This is a genomic window from Gardnerella sp. DNF01195 (genome assembly GCF_049244175.1).
Taxonomy (GTDB): Bacteria; Actinomycetota; Actinomycetes; order Actinomycetales; family Bifidobacteriaceae; genus Bifidobacterium; species Bifidobacterium leopoldii.
The window spans coordinates 1,419,681-1,438,235 of record NZ_CP058383.1 but is presented as its reverse complement, the minus strand read 5'-3'; the positions used below and the strand labels follow the sequence as shown (position 1 = coordinate 1,438,235).

Below are 18,555 nucleotides of genomic sequence, written 5' to 3'. Positions count from 1 at the left end.
CTTCATCTCATAACTGGCTATAAGATAAAGTCCTTAATTTTTCAGTTTTATTTATTTATGCTCAATTGCAATATGAGTTCAGTCATTCTTTACAGTTTCAGCAACGCGAGGCCACAAGGTTGTGCCCCAGTTCTTGATTGTGCGCTGGCGAACCAACGGCAAATCAGTACGGTTGTACACTGTACGCCATGGTTCCCATACTAAGCCGGTCTTTTCTTCCAACTTAATGCGAAGATTGCGCACATTGCCCTTGAACTGAATCGTTGTGCTGAAGTGAGCGGTACGATACTTGCCGTTTCCTTCCCAAGCGCGAGAACGTACGTATGGAGTTCCGTCGATATCAGTGCCGTACTCATCCCAGTAGACGTAGTAGCGAGCTACATAAGCCCCACGATGATCCAAGGTCAAATAACCGTCACGGTAAGCAGAAACCTTAGTCTCAACATAATCGCTGTTGCTCTGGAGAGTTGCTACTTCGTTATCTTTTACGAAGGAAGTAGTGTAAGCGATTGGAACAGCTGGGCTAGAGGTGCTCAAATTTGCACCTTCCTGAATCAAAGCCTTTAGCGTATCGATATTGCCGGTAATAACCTTTGCTGCACCGTTAGCGCTGCCGCCGAGAATCACTGCAGTAACAGAAGTATTCTGGAGAATGCGATGGAATTCGGTGTTTGGCTTGATTTCTACGCCCTTAATTGCTGCTTCTACTGCAGCCTGGAAATCAGTGCTCTTGCTGGTGGTATCGAACTTTACGTACATTGAGCGACCATAAGCTACGTTTGACACGTAAACTGGTGGACGTTTGCTGTCAACGCCACGGTTCTTCAAGCTTTCTGGCGTGGTGCATGGAGCAAAGAAATCTGCTGGGCTATCTGGAGCGTCGACGCTTACTGTGTAGTAAGTTTGCTTGAAGTTCACAATTTGAGTCTGCTTCTCACCCTTGTGTACCGCATCGAAATCAATCTTCAGCGGTACGCCAATCTTTGCAAAATCAGCACCAAACTTAGCCTTGAGCTGGTTCATGCTTTGTGCGCTTGCGGAATCATACTGCATACGAGCTGCTACATGATGGCTTGCTGCATATTGTGCATTCCATTTAGAAACTAAACCGTTAACTGCTGAAGTAACGGAGCTCTTGGTTGGATGTTGCACAGTTACAGCACTCTCGCCGCCGTGGAAGCCTGGCAAATCAATGCTCAAAGTTAATGGTGCGCGATTTGCTGAAATCAAGCTTGGCATGTTATCCATCAAATTCTGGTCAGCGCGGAATAATGCACCAGGATACACGCGATCATTGTTGGCCGAAGTTACCGACAAGTTTGACGTTGTATTGGTGATGTTCTTCTTCTGATGCTCAACAACAACGAATTCGCCGTTCTTGTTGAAGCTGTCGCTGGAGAATTTATTGTTAATTGTTTCGCCGTGACGTGCGAGAATATTTGTTTTATCGTAATGCAAATCCCACAAGTAGTTGTTCAGCGAGTCCTTGCTAGCTGCGCAAGATGCAGCTGGTGCAGAAGGCTTTGTGGAAGAATCTGCCATTGCTGGAACTGCTAAGCATTGTGGAATAATAGTCGCGCCCGCGAGCAACAACATTGCTGCATTACGGTAGAACTTTGTGCTCTTCATATGTATCCTTCGATTTTTATTAGATTTTATTTCAAATTATTTTTCAGTGAGATGCCGCAAAATACGTGCTTCAGTGCATATATATGCTTCAGTGCATCAGCTTCAGCTTCTCACATCACATGATTATTACACACTTTTTATTTATGCGATAATTGTTTAAAATAATTTTTTTAAGTTTCAAACAAAAGTTTAAATAATGCTGAAATACCAACACTTTTTGGTTACGTCAGTTTTGTTGTTTCGGCGTGTTGACAGATAAAACGAGCGGATTTTACGTATTTTGATTCGTGATAATTTTGTGAAAATATATGCAAAATATTTGTGCAAGTATTATTTAGTGTTACGCATGCGCAATTTTTAATTGCTTCAGTCTTAAAAAATTAATTTGTAGTACTTTCTCAATAAAACAAAAATAATCAACAAATAACTCTCGTAAAGCTTTTATCCACATTGCTTTTTTCTACTAACGAAGGTCACGTATCACACATATAGTTGAGGTTATGCCTACATTCACACGCGAAGAAATTGAGCATTTGGGCGTTTTGTCCCAGATTGCTTTAAGCGACGAAGAAATCAGTCGCTTGCAAGGCGAATTAAACGTCATTGCAGAATCTATTAATAAAGTGCAGGAAGTTGCTGGCGAAGATGTGCCACCTACTGCAAATCCAGTGCCTTTGGAAGCTTATTTGCGTCCAGATGAGCCTGCTACACCTTTGACTCAAGAAGAAGCTCTTTCGGATGCTCCTAGAAGTGAGTCTGGCATGTTTGTAGCGCCTCGAATTTTGGGGGAGGAATAAAACATGACTAATACTCAAGATTTGGTAAAACTTTCTGCTGCCGATATGGCAAAGGCTGTAAAAGCTAAAGAAGTTTCTAGCCGTGAACTTGTTGAAGCTCACTTGGCAGTCATTGAATCTGCAGAGCCAGAAATTAAGGCATTCTTGCATGTTTCTGCAGATATTGCTCTCGAGCAGGCAGATGCTTTTGATGCTAAGAACGCTAAGGGTGAGACTGAAGGATTGCCTGAGTTGGCTGGTGTGCCAATTGCCATTAAAGACATGATTGTCACTAAGGGCATTCCTACTACTGCAGCATCGAAGATCCTCGAAGGCTGGGTTCCACCTTACGATGCTACTGTTATTGAAAAGCTCAAAGCAGCTGGCATGCCAATTCTCGGCAAGACTAATTTGGATGAGTTTGCTCAAGGTTCTTCTACAGAACATTCTGCTTATCAAACTACTTGCAATCCTTGGGATACTGAGCGTGTTCCTGGTGGTTCCGGCGGCGGTTCAGCTGCAGCTGTTGCTGCATTCGAAGCTCCTATTGCTTTGGGTACAGATACTGGTGGTTCTATTCGCCAGCCAGGTGCTTTAACTGGTACAGTCGGCGCAAAGCCAACTTACGGTGGTGTTAGCCGTTTTGGTGCAATCGCTATGGCAAGCTCTCTCGACCAGATTGGACCTGTTTCTCGTACCGTTCTTGATTCTGCGCTTTTGCAGGAAATTATCGGCGGTAACGATAGGCGCGATTCTACTTCTATTCCAGCTCCTGTTCCTCCAATGGCTCAAGCTGCTCGTGAGGGCGCTCGCCGTGATTTGAAGGGCTTGAAGGTTGGTTTAGTTAAGGAGCTTAGCGGTGAAGGCTTCCAGCCAGGCGTTGAAGCACGCTTTAATGAAGCTGTGCAATTGCTTAAGGATATGGGCGCAGAGGTTACGGAAGTTTCTTGCCCTCACTTCCCTTACTCTTTGGCTGCTTATTACATTATTATGCCTTCAGAAGTTAGCTCTAATTTGGCTCGCTACGACGGTATGCGCTACGGTTTGCGCGTCATGCCACCAGCAGACAAGCCTCAGACTGCTGCAAATATGATGGCTGCAACTCGTGAAGCTGGCTTTGGCGACGAAGTAAAGCGTCGTATTATTCTCGGCACTTACGCACTTTCCGCTGGCTACTACGATGCTTGGTATGGCTCTGCACAAAAAGTTCGTACGCTTATTATTCGCGATTTTGAAGAAGCGTTTAAGAAAGTAGATGTTCTTGTTTCTCCAACAAGCCCTACAACGGCATTTAAGTTTGGCGAGAAGATGGATGATCCACTTTCTATGTACATGAACGATATTGCTACAATTCCTGCAAACATGGCTGGAGTTCCTGCTTTGAGCCTCCCAGCTGGCTTAAGCGACGACGGTTTGCCTGTTGGCATTCAGATTATTGCTCCGCAATGCCACGATGAAAAGATGTACAAGCCTGCAGCAGCGTTGGAAGCAGCGCTCGAAGAGCAGTGGGGCGGTCCAATTTGGAAGTCGCTTAAAGCTGGTTGGCTCGATTCATTGGCTAAGTAAAGTGAAGTAAAGCTTAAGTAAGAAGGATATCTAATGGCTGAAAAACTTATGAAATATGCCGATGCTGTTGAGCAATTCGATCCAGTATTCGGTTTGGAAACTCACGTTGAGCTTTGCACTCGTACGAAGCTGTTCTGCCCAGCAGAAGTATCTTTTGGCGGTGAGCCAAATACTCAGCTAACTCCTGTAAGCCTTGGTTTGCCAGGCTCTTTGCCAGTTGTAAACAAGACTGCAGTTGATTATGCAATTAAGCTTGGTTTGGCTTTACATTGCGAAATTGCTGAGTGGAGCCAGTTCGCTCGTAAGAACTACTTCTACCCAGATATGCCTCGCGATTATCAGATCTCCCAGTACGATAAGCCTACTAATGGCAACGGTTACTTGGATGTTGAGCTGGAAGACGGCACCGTGTTCCGTGTGCCGATTGAACGTGCTCACATTGAGGATGATGCTGGTAAGAATACTCACGTTGGCGGCGCTGACGGCCGTATTGAAGGCGCAAATCACTCTTTGGTTGATTACAATCGTGCAGGTGTGCCTTTAATCGAGATTGTAACTAAGCCAATCGAAGGTGCAGGTAGCCGCGCTCCAGAAATTGCTGGTGCTTATATGCGTGCTATTCGCGATATTGTTCGCGCTCTCAACATCTCTCACGCTCGTATGGAGCAGGGCAATATGCGTGCTGACGTGAACGTTTCGCTCCGTCGCAAGCCAACCGATCCATTTGGTACGCGTTCAGAAACTAAGAATGTGAACACATTCCGCGGTATTGAAAAGACGCTGCAATATGAGATTCGTCGTCAGGCTGCTATTTTGAGCGAAGGCGGCGAGATTTTGCAGGAAACTCGTCACTGGGATGAGGCAACTCAGACCACTGCTGGTGGTCGTGTGAAGTCGGATGCTGACGATTATCGCTACTTCCCAGATCCTGATTTGGTTATGCTTCACATTACTAAAGAGCATATTGAGCGCATGAAGGCAGAAATGCCTGAAATGCCTCGCGAGCGCCGTAACCGTTTGCAAAGCGAATGGGGTATTAGCGATCTTGAAATGCGCGATATTTTGAACGCGGATGCTCTTGATTTGGTTGAAGAAACCGTTAAGGCTGGCGCAAGTGCGGCAGGTGCTAAGAAGTGGTGGCTTGGTGAGCTTGCTCGCGAAGCAAACACTCGTGGCGTGACTTTGGAAGAATTGCCTATTACTCCGCAAGATGTGGCTGAAGTTGAAAAGCTAATTGCAGACGGCAATCTTAACGATAAGCTCGCTAAGCAAACTGTTGCATGCGTTTTGGCTGGCGAGGGTAAGCCTGATGAAGTTGTTAAGAAGCACGGATTTAAGGTTATGAACGACGACGGTGCTTTGGAAGCTGCTGTTGACGCTGCTCTTGCTGCTGATCCTGAAGTTGCAGAAAAGCTTAAGGCTGGAAATATGAAGCCGATGGGTGCAATTATTGGTGCTGTTATGCGTGCAACTAAAGGTCAGGCTGATGCTAAGGCTGTTACTAAGATCGTGATGGCAAAAATCAAAGGCTGAAAAGTGCCGTAAAGGCTGAAAAATTTAATATTTGATAACGCTAATGTATAAACGTAAAAGCGTAATCAATATTCAAAAGTAAGTGCTGCGTACTTGCTGCATACTCAAATCAGATTTGTTTGTGTAGCAGGTGCGCAGAATTTACTATTTATCAACATTGCGAGGCATTTTTCGTCTTCTGGATTATCATATATTATGCGACGTGAGAATTATGCGAAGGGCTTAATTTTCAAAGGCACAATACAAGTAGGTGACTATGCAACAAACCAATGATGGTGTTATTAACTCTCGCGAGTTACCAAAATCTATAGTAATTCCTCAAATTCGTGGAGAGATGGCGCACCTTCGTCCAGCTACGTGCGATGATTTTCAAAGAATGGATGATTTGTGCGCATTTGATGGTGCTGCAGTTATTACTGGAAAGGATGCTAATTCAGAGCGTTCTATGGTTCATTCGTGGGTTGAAAGCTCTATGCAATGGACTAAAGATAGTCTTATTGGCGAAAATCCTTCTGAATCTTGTCGTTTTGCTGGCGATGTTCAATTGCGTCACACTATTGCGTGGGCTATTGTTCCTGATGTTTTGGATGATTCAAATAACGCTTCTGGCGATATTATTGGCATGATTTTCCTTATAGATATTGACGGATGGTCTCGCAGTGCTCGAATTCAAGTTGTTTTAGGCAAAAATTATCGAGGAAGAGGCTATTCGCGCGACGCAATGCCTAGAGTTATGACTTATGCTTTTGCATCAGAGCCGACTGGTCTAGGGTTGCATAGAATTTGGGTAGGAGTTCCGGCAACTAATACTCGCTCACTTTCTGTATATCAATCTCTTGGATTTGTAAAAACAGGCACTGCGCGCGACGCATTATGGGATGCTCAAAATCAAAAATATCAAGATTTTGTTGTAATGGACACTCTTGTAGATGAATATGATGCAATTCGCTCGCTGGATGCGTTTGGTCTACACGTTATTGAAGAAAATCCTGGTGTAGTTGAAGCTTTGAGCGCGCATGAGCATTCTGTGGCTATACCTGTGCATCGTGATAATCTTGATGAAGCATGGCCGTACAATGCAAACGTCTCTGAAGGAAGTTCATCAAAAAAAGCTTGGTGGCGCATTATAGGTCGTGGACGCAATCGTAATACGGAAGGTAAGTAATGAGCGCCGAAGATCTCGACAACTATGAAACCGATGCAGAACTTGCGTTATATAAAGAATACCGTGATGTTATTAAGCTTTTTACTTATGTTGTAGAAACAGAGCGACGGTTTTATTTAGCCAATAAAGTTGATTTTAATGTGCGTTCAGCAGGTCAGGATGTTTATTTTGATGTTCAACTTACGGACGCTTGGGTATGGGATGTTTACCGCCCTTCGCGTTTTGTTAAAAATGTGCGAATAGTAACTTTTAAAGATGTAAATGTTGAAGAAGTACAGAAAACAGACATTGACATTCCTGAATCTATCGCGTGATGCGCGTATGCTCAATAAGGATATATAGAAATTGCTTACCTAGCACGCAAAGTGTTTTCGTAAAAATTTGATGTATTAAGATGGAGGACAAGTGACGGATACACAATCCCCAAAGGAATCTGTGGTAATTATTGGTGGCGGTCCGGCAGGGTTGACGGCAGCCTGGGAACTCGTTAAGGATGGCGGATCCAGCCGCTACGACGTAACAGTACTCGAAGCCACGCGTGAATTTGGTGGTATTTCGCGTACTGTGAAGTATAACGGCAATCGTATGGACATCGGCGGTCATCGTTTCTTCTCAAAAGATGACCGTATTATGCAGTGGTGGCGTGAAATGCTGCCTCTACAGGGTGCGCCTTCATATGATGATAAAAAGCTTGGTCGTCATCACGATTTGGAAGCAGGTGGACCTGATCCTGAAGTTGAAGATGAAGTGATGTTGAAGCGTCATCGCGTTTCTCGTATTTTCTGGAATCATCATTTCTTTGATTATCCAATTTCTCTTTCTGCAGCAACCTTGCGCTCTATGGGCTTTATTTTGACAATGAAAGTTGGCTTCAGCTATTTGTGGTCTATGATTCACAAATTGCCAGAAACTAATCTTGAGAATTTCTACATTAATCGTTTCGGCAAGAAACTTTATTCCATGTTCTTTGAGGGCTATACAGAGAAGCTTTGGGGTAGGCATCCAAGCCAGATTTCTGCCGATTGGGGTGCTCAGCGCGTTAAGGGTTTGAGCATTGTGGAAGTGTTGAAGAATGCTTTTTCCAAGCTTTTCCCTAAGAAAAAAGGCAAGAAGAAGGAAGTAGAAACCTCATTAATTGAGGAATTCTGGTATCCAAAGCTTGGTCCTGGTCAGTTATGGGAAACGGTTGAGCGCCGTTGCCGCGAAAACGGTGCTACTGTGCGCACAGACGCAAAGGTAGTTGCTATTAAGCAAGCAGACGGAAAGATTTCCAGTGTTGTAGTTGAAGATGCAAATGGAGAGCGTTCAGAATTGCACGCCGACCAGTTTATATCTTCTATGCCAATTAAGGATTTGGTAGCTGCTCTTGAGCAGGGTGCAGATGGTGACGAAAAGGCTGATGTTCCAGCAGAAATGCAACGCGTTGCCAAAGGTTTGCCTTATCGCGATTTTGTGACTGTAGGCTTGCTTGTTAAGCGCGTGCGTCTGCGTAATACTACTACTATTCCAACGCTTGGTAATCCTCCTATTGTTCCTGATTGCTGGATTTACGTGCAGGATCCTGGATATAAAGTCGGACGTTTGCAAATCTTCAACAACTGGAGCCCATATCTCGTTAAGGATGTTGATAACACTGTTTGGATCGGTCTTGAGTACTTCTGCGAAGAAGGCGACGACTTCTGGAATATGAGTGATGATGATGCTCGCAAGATGGCTATTGACGAGTTGACTCGTATGCAAGTTATTAATGGTGAGGAAGACGTTCTTGATTCTCATCGTGAGCGAGTTCCAAAGGCATATCCTGCTTACTTTGACACATACGCTCAGATGCCTGAATTGATTGATTATCTTGATGGCTTCGGTAATTTGTATTGTGTTGGTCGCAATGGACAGCATCGTTATAATAACCAAGATCATTCAATGGCAACTGCTATTGAGGCTGTAGAAGATATCCGAACTGGAGAAACTTCTAAGAAGAACGTGTGGTCTGTTAACACTGAAAAGTCGTATCACGAAAAGAAGTAGTAATTAATTCTCGTATAAATTTGAGCGTTTGATTTTAAAGCGCAAATAATTTAGCGATATAGCGTCAATAATACTGGGTGTTACCCATATTATTGGCGCTTTTTGTTTATTCTAATATCGCTTTAAAAGCTTTATAAAAATTGTAATAAAAAATACTAAATACTATGGCGCGTCGCGTTGTACAGCGTCGTATAGCTGTAGTAGCATACATAATGTTCGTTGTTATGTACATATGAATTGTTATGAAATGGCAGCGAGTTCGTGACGGATTTTTCCGTAATCTTCCATGTAAAGACTTGCCGGGGCTCTATTCCGTGTGAGTTAAGGAAAGGTAAAATTGTGGCAACAGGCCAGAATCTTGAAAAAATGAAGCTTTCAGAATTGAAAGATCTTGCAAAACAGATGGGTTTGCGCGGAACATCTACAATGCGTAAGCCTGAGTTGGTGGCTACACTGACGGCTGCTCGTAATGGGGGAGAAGCGCCTGCAGGTGTAAGTGTTCGTGTTCCTCGTGATGTTGTAAATCCTAATAAAACTGCAGATACTAGTACAGATATAGAAGATGCTGGATCATCGAAAGACAATAGTGATTTAGAAGCATTAGAAGTTTTGGTTCCCAATGCTACTTCAGATCGTCGCTATAGAGACGAAGAAGATTTTGGGAATAAAAATTATCGACGCGATGCGAATCGTAATAATACATTCCAGCGTCGTCGTTCCTCAGAAGATCGTGATGATAATCGCGATCGTAGAGAAGATGGTATGGACTCGCATGAGTTGGATCAAATTTTGGCAACATTGCCTGGTGAAGATTCTCATGCAGAGGGTGAACCGCGTCGTCAGCGTGTAGCTTCTCGTGACTTTGATAGAGAAGAACAGCAAAATCGTGCTGATCGTTTCCAGCGTCGTATGCGTGGTCGTGCACGTGATTACGATGAGTCTCGTTCAGATTATTCAGATCGGCAGAATCGTTCAGAACGCATGGATCGAGTAGAACGTGAAGATCGTGATGAACGTCGTGCTGAGCGTGGAGAACGTCAAGATCGCAACGATCGCAATGTTCGTCTTGATCGCGATGCACGTGATGCGCGCGATGCTCGCGAAGAGCATGATTTACGTGAGCCTCGTCGTGAAGAGCCTCAGGAAGAGCTCGTGCCAGTAGCTGGAATTGTTGATGTCTTAGAATCTTACGCATTCGTGCGCACTTCTGGTTATTTGCCTGGTCCTAACGATGTTTATGTTTCAATGAGCCAAATTAAAAAATATGGCTTACGCAAGGGTGATGCAGTTCAAGGCTCCATTCGTGCTCCTCGCGAAGGCGATCGTCGAAATCAGCGTCAAAAGTTTGTTCCTTTGCAAACAATCGATAGCATTAATGGAATGAGCGTTGAAGAAGCTCAGTCCCGCCCGCAATTTGCTAAGTTGACGCCGTTATATCCGCAGGAGCGTTTGAAGCAAGAAACTACTCCGAATCGCATGTTGGGACGTGTTATTGATTTAGTTGCCCCAATTGGTAAAGGCCAGCGCGGTTTGATTGTGTCGCCACCAAAGGCTGGTAAAACCATTACTCTTCAGAATATTGCAAATGCAATTACTACAAATAATCCTGAAGTGCATCTTATGGTTGTGCTTGTAGATGAGCGCCCAGAAGAAGTTACCGACATGGAACGTACTGTGCAAGGCGAAGTGATTTCTTCTACATTCGATCGTCCTGCAACAGATCACACTACTGTTGCTGAGCTTGCTATTGAGCGCGCTAAGCGTTTGGTTGAGCTTGGCCAGGATGTTGTGGTTTTGCTTGATTCTATGACTCGTTTGGCTAGAGCTTACAATATTGCAGCTCCTGCTTCTGGTCGTATTCTTTCCGGTGGTGTTGATGCTCAAGCGTTGTACCCACCAAAGAAGTTCTTCGGTGCTGCTCGAAATATTGAAGACGGCGGTTCTTTGACGATTATTTCTTCTGCATTGGTTGAAACCGGCTCTAAGATGGATGAAGTAATCTTCGAAGAGTTTAAGGGCACTGGAAATATGGAATTGCGCTTGAGTAGAGATTTGGCTGATAAGCGTCTCTTCCCAGCGGTAGATATTAATGCTTCTGGAACTCGTCGCGAAGAGTTAATTACTCCAGCTGCAGATTTGCCAGTTATTTATCGTTTGCGCCGTCTCTTTGGTGGTCTTGAGGCAGAGCAAGCGTATCAGACTTTGATTCCTCGATTGAAGAAAACTGCTTCAAACCGTGATTTCTTAGCTGCTATAACTCAACAAACTGGCACTGCTACGAATAATTCTTCTTCTACGACTATTGCGTAGTTCTTATTTCGTAAGGAATTAAAATTATTGCCCTTTGGATTATCTACCAAGGGGCAATAATTTTATTTATATTTATATTTATATTTATATTTATATTTATTAATAACTAATATTTTATGCAGCATGTAAAGCTTGTTGCGCAAGTGCAAATTTGCTTATGCGCGCTACGCCTTCTTTAAGTTCTTCTGCTCTTCCAGCGTAAGATAGTCGCACGAATCCGCTTCCTTCTGCGCCAAAGGCTTCTCCTGGTACAACAGCAACTTTTTCTTCATCTAAAAGTTTTTTGCTAAATTCTTCTGAACTTAAACCAGTTGGTCGAACGTCAACAAAAACGTAGAATGCACCTTGAGGCTCTATAAGACGCAATGCATTGCAATTTGCCAATCCGTCTATAACAAGCTGACGTTTTGCGCGATATTCTTCTCTCATTTCACGCACGTGATCTTGTGGACCTGTTAATGCAGCTACGCCGCCATATTGTGCGGTAGAATTTACAGAAGAATGCATCATTTCTGCAATTTTGCTGGTTTGCTCAATAACTTGACTTGGTGCAAGAATATATCCAATTCTCCAGCCTGTCATTGCGTAAGTTTTCGATAAACTTTCTACAATAATGGTTCGTTCGTGCATTCCTTCAGCTGCTGCAATAGATGGTGCTACAGCATTTCCGCAAGGTTCAGTTTCTGGATTGCTTGCGAATACGAATGGATGGTAGACTTCGTCAGAAATTACCCAAAGATCAAATTCTTGGCATAATTTTGCAATTTTTTCGAGTTCTTCTGCGGTTGTTACTGCACCGGTTGGGTTGCATGGAGAATTGATAATGATGGCTTTAGTGCGTGGTGATATAGCTTTGCGTATTTCTTCTGCATTAATATGCATTCCATGTTCTGGCTTAAGGGCTACAGTTACTGGAATTCCTTCGCACATTAGCACTTCTGCATCGTATGATGTGAAGTATGGAGATGGAATAATAACCTCATCTCCCGGATCTATTACTGATTTAATAGCTAAATATAATCCAATAGTAGCGCCGTCAACGGCTTGAATTTCTGTGTCTGCGTTGTAGTTTAAACCTTTTACTCTATTCGTATAATTTGCAGCTGCCTCGCGGAATTCTGGTATGCCTAAAACGTCTGTGTATTTTGTTTTTCCCTCTCGTAATGAGTTGCACGCGGCTTCAACAATGTGTGAGGAAGCAGTTTCGCCTGGTTCTCCTAGGCATAGTGAAATAGCGTCTGGTATTTGTTCTACACGGTCAAATACATCTCTAATACCTGAACGAGGTATTGAAATTGCATGTTTCGCTACTTTTGCCATGCTGTGCTCCTTTTTGATTGTTGGTTTTGATTTTATAAGAATAATCTTTAAAGGTTATAGGTTTCGTTTATACGCTTATTATGCGAATTGTACAACACTATTACGGCTGATGTTAAAAGAAAAAATTATTTTTAACGTAATAATTTGTATTTTTTATTATTTTTTGAATAAATTTGTTCTTTTTCTGTAAAAAATACTGTACCATAAAAGAGACTGCAATGTGGCGCTACATAGATTCGTTTTAGATTCTCAATTCAGCGTCGACTGGAGAATGGAGGACGTATGGCTGGAAATCCTCATAAAGCTGAAACTAGTATAGCTATGGATTCAACTGATGCAATCATTGTTGATATTCTCGAGCATGATGGCCGAGCGACGTTAACTCGTTTGGCTAAGGCTTCGGGTTTGTCTGTTTCTGCGGTTCAATCTCGAGTGCAAAAGCTTGAGCGTAAAGGTGTTATTACCGGTTATCGCGCGTTAATTGACTATGAGCGTCGTGGTTTACCTGTAAGTGCATTTGTGTCTGTTACGCCACTTGATTTTGGGCAGGAAGCTACAATACCTAACAAATTGCGTGATATTTCTGGTATTGAAGCTTGCTATTCGATTACTGGTAGTCCAAGTTTTATGCTGGTAGTGCGTGTTGCTACGCCAAGCAAATTGGAAGAACTTATTAATACCATTCATCGCATAGTCCCTGTCAGTACAGAAACAACTATGGTTCTGCAAACATATTTCGATTAAATAATATGTGTGATTTTTCTGAGACAACGGTTGACGCGCGCGATACATCTCTTACGACATGTTGCAAAGTTGCTGCCGAAGAGATTATTGTGTTGCGTCAATCTGTTGATAATTTTGATAATGCAATAATTGCGCTGCTTGCTGAGCGGTTTAAAACTACGAAACGAATTGGTGAGTTGAAGGCTGAAGCTGGATTTGCTCCTGAGGATTCTAAAAGAGAGCAGCAGCAAATAGAAAGTTTGCTAAATATTGCGGAAAATGCCGGATTAGATTCTTCGATTGCGTTGAAATATCACGAGTTTGTTGTTACTGAGGCTAAAAAACGTCATCAGCAAATGCAGTTTTGAGATTAGATGTTTCTGTTATTTTAATTGAGCTGAACTATAGAATCACAATCAGTTTGTAGATTTTGAAGATAGATTTTCGCATACCAGTATGTAATGTTTTTGTGCATATGCATAGCTATCTGAGTAATAAAGGCGGATAATACAAGTATGACTATTGCAACTGTTGAACGTTATGCGCATATGCTTGATGCTGCAAGTCGAGGTGGCTACGCATACCCTGCTATCAATGTTACTAGTACGCAAACTCTTAATGCAGCTTTGCAGGGGTTCGCTCAAGCTGAATCTGATGGCATTATTCAAGTTTCTGTCGGTGGTTCTGCTTATTTTTCAGGTCAATCTCTCAATAATCGTGTTGTTGGTTCAATAGCATTTGCAAAGTTTGCGCACGAAGTGGCAGCTCAATACCCTAATATTACTATTGCGCTTCATACAGATCATTGTGCTGAGCAATATTTAGATGGTTGGATTAAACCACTAATTTCTTATGAAACAGAACAAGTCAAAAAAGGCGAAGAGCCGTTATTCCAGTCGCATATGTGGGATGGTTCAACAGTGCCTTTGCAACATAATCTAGACGTTGCAGAACAGTTGCTTGACGCTTCGCAAAAATCTCGCACAATTCTTGAAATTGAGATTGGTGCTGTTGGCGGAGAAGAAGACGGGCATCGTGCTGATATTGACGAGAGATTGTATTCTACGCCTGAAGATGCTTTGCGTGTTGTAGATAAGCTTGGCTTGGGTGAACGTGGCAGGTATATGGCAGCGTTTACTTTTGGCAACGTTCATGGAGCCTATAAGCCTGGCGTTGTAAAACTGCATCCTAAATTATTGCAAGAAATCCAAAAAACTGTATATCAGAACTATCAAAATATTTGTGATACTCGCACCTTTGGCGCTTCTAAAAAGCCGTTCCTGCTGGTATTTCATGGCGGATCTGGTTCTACTGCTCAAGAAATTGCTGAAGCTGTGCGCTACGGCGTAATTAAAATGAATATAGATACTGACACTCAATATGCTTTTACTCGTGCAATTGCTGGTCACATGTTCAGTAATTATGACTCTGTTCTTAAAATAGACGGAGAAGTTGGCGAAAAGAAGTTATATGATCCTCGATCTTGGGGTCGTGAAGCCGAAAAAGCCATGGCTCAGCGTGTAGTAGAAGCTTGTGTGCAGTTAGGTTCTGCTGGTAAAGCACTGAAATAGTAAATTTTTTAATTTTATATATTTCTTTTTCTTATTCGGTAGTGGCATAGAGATAGTCTTAACAGGTAAGAATTGTGCTTATTTGAGCAGCGTTAGCTCAAAAATGGAGGTGCGGCATGCCTGGTATTGTGCTTATTGGAGCTCAATGGGGTGACGAAGGTAAAGGCAAAGCAACAGATTTAATTGGTTCAAAGGTTGATATTGTCGCACGTTTTAATGGCGGTAATAATGCCGGACACACTGTTGTTGTTGGCGATAAATCTTATGCATTACATTTACTTCCAAGCGGAATTATCAGCCCTAATGTTACGCCTGTAATTGGTAATGGTGTTGTTGTTGACCCAGAGGTATTGCTTGAAGAAATTGACGCTTTGGAATCTCGCGGTGTAGATTGCTCGCGCTTGCTTGTGAGCGAAGCCGCGCATGTTATTACTCCGTATCATCGAGTTATTGATAAAGTAACTGAGCGTTTCCTTGGTAAACACAAGATCGGCACGACTGGTCGTGGTATTGGACCTACTTACGCGGATAAAATTAATCGTGTTGGTATTCGAGTGCATGATTTATTTAATGCTGATCACTTGCGCGACAAAGTTGAAGCAAGTTTGCATCAAAAGAATCAAATGCTTGTAAAACTTTATAATCAACATCCTATTGATATTGATGCAGTTACCGCTCAACTTGTGGAGCTTGGCAAACGCTTGAAGAAATATGTTGCTGATACTTCATTAGTATTGAATGAAGCAATGGATGAAGGCAAAACTGTGCTGTTTGAAGGTGGACAAGCCACAATGCTTGACGTCGATCATGGCACTTATCCGTTTGTAACTTCTTCAAACCCTACTGCTGGTGGCGCTTGCACGGGTACTGGTGTTGGTCCTACTCGTATTACGCGCGTAATTGGAGTAGCGAAAGCGTATATTACTCGTGTTGGTGAAGGTCCATTCCCAACTGAACTTTTGGATGAGCAGGGTGACTGGTTGCGTGAGCAAGGCCATGAATATGGTGTTACAACTGGTCGTCCTCGTCGTTGTGGATGGTTTGATTCTGTAGTAAGCCGTTATGCAACTCGCGTAAATGGTTTGACGGATATTGTTCTTACTAAGCTTGACGTTTTGACTGGTTTGAAGGAAATCCCAGTTTGCGTGGCTTATGATGTGGCTTTGTCTGATGGAACAGTTCAGCGTATGGAAGAAATGCCTGTAGATCAATCACTATTTGCTTCTGCGAAACCAGTATACGAGATGCTTCCAGGCTGGAATGAGGATATTTCTCAAATCCATAAGTTTGAAGATTTGCCTCAAAATACGCAAAGTTATGTAAAGCGTTTGGAAGAGCTTTCTCATTGCCGTATTTCTGCTATTGGAACTGGTCCGCAGCGTGATCATATCATTAGTGTTCACTCACTAACTGACTGAAATTGTTTATTATTTTATGATCAACTTAGCAAAACGGCACTTCTCGATTGGGAGTGTCGTTTTGGTTTATGACGATAATTTCAAAAAGAGTGAAAATGAGTAAAATAAGCGGAAAAAATAAAAAAAATAATTGTCGATTATACTTTTTAGTTTTTATTGGTGGTACATGTGGAGCTTTCGTGCGCGCAGTAATTTCTTCTTATGCGCACACGATTCACCAAGTAGACGGACAATCATTTATATTTGGCCAGCTTACTTTAGGGACTTTTTTGTCAAATATGATTGCATGCTTTATTTTTGCTCTTGTTACTGCAATATCTGTTAAAGCTTTAACGCAAGAAAAGCAAACTTTGTATAAATATGCGCTAGGAACAGGCTTTTGTGGCGGATTGTCGACTATGTCTACTTTCGCGTTTGAAAGTGCAATGTCTTTTATGGCTCCACGCATGACGCTTGTTGTTTTGGGCATGCTTTTTTCGCTGCTTTTTGGCGTTTTTATGGCTTTTGTTGGTAATTGGGTTGGAGCAGGAATTGCGAATTGCATGAATAAAAAGCAAAGTCGATCTGTTGCAGAAGCTAATACTAAGGTGATGAAGTGATGAATTCTTTATACGTTTTTATTATGTTTATTTTGCCTTGCTTTTTTGGTGGTTTAGGTGCTGTTTTAAGATGCGCAATGACTAAAAAAATTTCAGCTGCTCATAAAAGCGAAGTTCCAGTTGCAACGCTATTTATCAATTGCGTTGCTTCATTTGCTATAGGTGTTGTGTCTAATGTTTTCATGGTTGCAGCTGCAATATGTGGAGTACGTTTTGCTTATTTGATGATTTTGGGATTTTTGGGTGGATTTTCCACGTTTTCTACTGCAATTTTTGAAGGTGTGGATCTTATTCAAAGAAAGCGCATAAAAGATGGAGTGTTCTTGCTTTTTGCAGAACTTATTGTTCCATTCTTTGCTGCTTCTGTTGGGTATATTGTTTCGCAAATATTGTTACTGCACGTAATTTAGTATTTAGAAGTTAAGTGTTGTGCGCAGAATCGAGTTGTAGTGAAGTTTAAGAATGCATTGAGCTTTTTAAGCAATAAGTTAAAGCAAATATCAAAAACTTTTTGCCAGCTTCGTTGGAAAGTAATATTAGCTGGGATATTTGTCGGCGCTGTTTCTGGTTCATTAGTAGCTTCTTACAGGCTTGGTATTGAATACGGTACGGATTTTGCGCGTTGGATGTATTTACAAATCCGGCATAACGTATGGTGGATTTTGCCATGCTTTATTTTTGCTGTAATTGCAGGTCTAATTATTGGCTGGATGAGTCGTAAAGAAAGTATGGCTTCTGGAAGTGGTATTCCTCAAGTCGTGGGATATGTTAATCGCGGTTTGAATATGCGATGGCATACAATTCTGCCAGTGCGTTTTGTTGGTGGTTTACTTGGTTCTTTATTTGGATTGTCTCTTGGGCGTGAAGGTCCATCTATTCAAATAGGTGCATGTGGTGCTCAAATGTTGTCTCGAATTTTCCGTAAAGGTAGGCGTGACGATATTAAAGAGCATTATGTAGTAACTGCTGGAGCTGCAGCCGGTTTATCTGCTGCATTTTCTGCGCCACTTTCTGGAGTTATGTTTGCTATGGAGGAGATTCAGCACGGCTTAACTTCAATTGTTCTTATAGGAGCTGCTGCAGCTGCTTTATGTGCTGATTTTGTTTCGCAAACTTGTTTCGGATTGCGTCCAGTTCTTGATTTTGGTCAGATTCCAGATTTGCCAATGAACTTGCATATTTGGATTATTCCTCTTGGTATTTTTGCAGGTTTTGTAGGCTCGATAATGAATCGTTCGTTACTTGGTCTGCAAACATTATACGGATATTTGCCAAAGTGGATGCCTGTTGCTGTTGCTTGCTTAATTGCAATACCAGTTGGCTTGTTCCTGCCTGAAGTTCTTGGTGGCGGATCTAATTTAGTGCGACTTTCTGAATATGGAAAAGCAAGTCTTGTAATGCTTTGTTTGCTATTTGTGGCAAAAATGTTGTTTACTTCTACGAGTTTTGGCTGTGGCGCTCCTGGTGGTATTTTTATGCCTATTCTTGCAGTAGGTGCGCTCGCAGGTGGTGTTGCTGCGCGCTGTATTACTAGCGTTTCAGCATTTGGCATTGATACAAAATTTGTATCTGTGTTTGCAGTTTGCGTTATGGCTGGTACGTTGTCTGCATCTGTAAAAGCTCCACTTACTTCGATTTTGCTTACTGTTGAAATGTCTGGAACTATGATTCATACGCTCCCAGTTGCAGCTTCTGCATTTATAGCATTGCTTATTTCAGATATTCTAAAAACTAAGCCAATTTATGGTGAGTTACTTGAACGCTATATGAAAGTTAATAAAGATTTAGTATTGCCATCTGTAAATTCTGTAAAATAGATGTTTTTATAGATAATTTTTGTGCAATATTTGCTTATTCTTAATATTTTCTGAGCTTTTAACCACATTGCATGAATATTGTTGAAAACTCATTGCTGTATGC

Annotated in this window: 16 protein-coding genes; 14 read left to right on the top strand and 2 right to left on the bottom strand. The window is 42.2% G+C overall.

Annotated features, from left to right (window positions below):
* Positions 1–78 precede the first annotated feature (78 nt).
* Entirely contained in the window at positions 79–1,629 is a 1,551-nt protein-coding gene (gene vly / locus HXT43_RS05650) for a cholesterol-dependent cytolysin vaginolysin (RefSeq protein ID WP_004574203.1), read from the bottom strand.
* 500 nt (positions 1,630–2,129) lie between these two features.
* Here vly and gatC point away from each other — a divergent pair, with 500 nt between their 5' ends.
* From gatC to rho, 7 genes are all read left to right on the top strand, one after another.
* Entirely contained in the window at positions 2,130–2,426 is a 297-nt protein-coding gene (gene gatC, locus HXT43_RS05645; RefSeq protein WP_004105888.1) for an Asp-tRNA(Asn)/Glu-tRNA(Gln) amidotransferase subunit GatC, read from the top strand.
* A 3-nt stretch (positions 2,427–2,429) separates the two neighbouring features.
* Positions 2,430–3,971 carry an Asp-tRNA(Asn)/Glu-tRNA(Gln) amidotransferase subunit GatA gene (gatA, locus tag HXT43_RS05640; RefSeq protein ID WP_004105890.1) on the top strand — a complete coding sequence of 514 codons (1,542 nt, stop codon included), beginning with the start codon at positions 2,430–2,432 and terminating at the stop codon, positions 3,969–3,971.
* 33 nt (positions 3,972–4,004) lie between these two features.
* Positions 4,005–5,504 (top strand): Asp-tRNA(Asn)/Glu-tRNA(Gln) amidotransferase subunit GatB, encoded by a 1,500-nt coding sequence (gene gatB / locus HXT43_RS05635; RefSeq protein ID WP_004105892.1) that lies wholly within the window; start codon positions 4,005–4,007, stop codon positions 5,502–5,504.
* Between the two features lie 256 nt (positions 5,505–5,760).
* A complete protein-coding gene (locus HXT43_RS05630; RefSeq protein WP_032842369.1) occupies positions 5,761–6,669 on the top strand; it encodes a GNAT family N-acetyltransferase in 909 nt (302 codons plus the stop codon).
* On the top strand, positions 6,669–6,983 hold the full coding sequence (locus tag HXT43_RS05625) for a DUF2469 domain-containing protein (protein ID WP_004105898.1): 315 nt from the start codon (positions 6,669–6,671) through the stop codon (positions 6,981–6,983). The genes HXT43_RS05630 and HXT43_RS05625 overlap by 1 nt, the downstream gene beginning before the upstream one ends.
* Before the next feature lie 91 nt (positions 6,984–7,074).
* Entirely contained in the window at positions 7,075–8,694 is a 1,620-nt protein-coding gene (locus tag HXT43_RS05620; protein ID WP_101885833.1) for an NAD(P)/FAD-dependent oxidoreductase, read from the top strand.
* Positions 8,695–9,033: 339 nt separating this feature from the next.
* Positions 9,034–11,004 carry a transcription termination factor Rho gene (gene rho / locus HXT43_RS05615; protein ID WP_162720544.1) on the top strand — a complete coding sequence of 657 codons (1,971 nt, stop codon included), beginning with the start codon at positions 9,034–9,036 and terminating at the stop codon, positions 11,002–11,004.
* A gap of 114 nt (positions 11,005–11,118) precedes the next feature.
* On the opposite strand, the gene HXT43_RS05610 is transcribed toward rho, so the two are convergent.
* Positions 11,119–12,324, bottom strand: a complete 1,206-nt coding sequence (locus HXT43_RS05610) for a pyridoxal phosphate-dependent aminotransferase (RefSeq protein WP_064340313.1) — start codon at positions 12,322–12,324, stop codon at positions 11,119–11,121.
* A 282-nt stretch (positions 12,325–12,606) separates the two neighbouring features.
* Between HXT43_RS05610 and HXT43_RS05605 the strand changes: the two genes are divergently transcribed.
* From HXT43_RS05605 to HXT43_RS05575, 7 genes are all read left to right on the top strand, one after another.
* Positions 12,607–13,068 (top strand): Lrp/AsnC family transcriptional regulator, encoded by a 462-nt coding sequence (locus HXT43_RS05605; protein WP_004105907.1) that lies wholly within the window; start codon positions 12,607–12,609, stop codon positions 13,066–13,068.
* A gap of 5 nt (positions 13,069–13,073) precedes the next feature.
* Entirely contained in the window at positions 13,074–13,415 is a 342-nt protein-coding gene (locus HXT43_RS05600) for a chorismate mutase (protein WP_004574199.1), read from the top strand.
* A 147-nt stretch (positions 13,416–13,562) separates the two neighbouring features.
* Complete coding sequence (fbaA, locus tag HXT43_RS05595; RefSeq protein WP_101892179.1) at positions 13,563–14,618, top strand: class II fructose-bisphosphate aldolase; 1,056 nt, start codon at positions 13,563–13,565, stop codon at positions 14,616–14,618.
* Positions 14,619–14,734: 116 nt separating this feature from the next.
* Positions 14,735–16,036, top strand: a complete 1,302-nt coding sequence (locus HXT43_RS05590; protein ID WP_012913739.1) for an adenylosuccinate synthase — start codon at positions 14,735–14,737, stop codon at positions 16,034–16,036.
* A 95-nt stretch (positions 16,037–16,131) separates the two neighbouring features.
* Complete coding sequence (locus tag HXT43_RS05585) at positions 16,132–16,635, top strand: fluoride efflux transporter FluC (protein WP_004574196.1); 504 nt, start codon at positions 16,132–16,134, stop codon at positions 16,633–16,635.
* Positions 16,635–17,045, top strand: coding sequence for a fluoride efflux transporter FluC (locus tag HXT43_RS05580; RefSeq protein WP_004574195.1), 411 nt, complete (start codon positions 16,635–16,637; stop codon positions 17,043–17,045). The genes HXT43_RS05585 and HXT43_RS05580 overlap by 1 nt, the downstream gene beginning before the upstream one ends.
* Positions 17,046–17,084: 39 nt before the next feature.
* Entirely contained in the window at positions 17,085–18,452 is a 1,368-nt protein-coding gene (locus HXT43_RS05575) for a ClC family H(+)/Cl(-) exchange transporter (protein WP_421780965.1), read from the top strand.
* Positions 18,453–18,555: the final 103 nt, after the last annotated feature.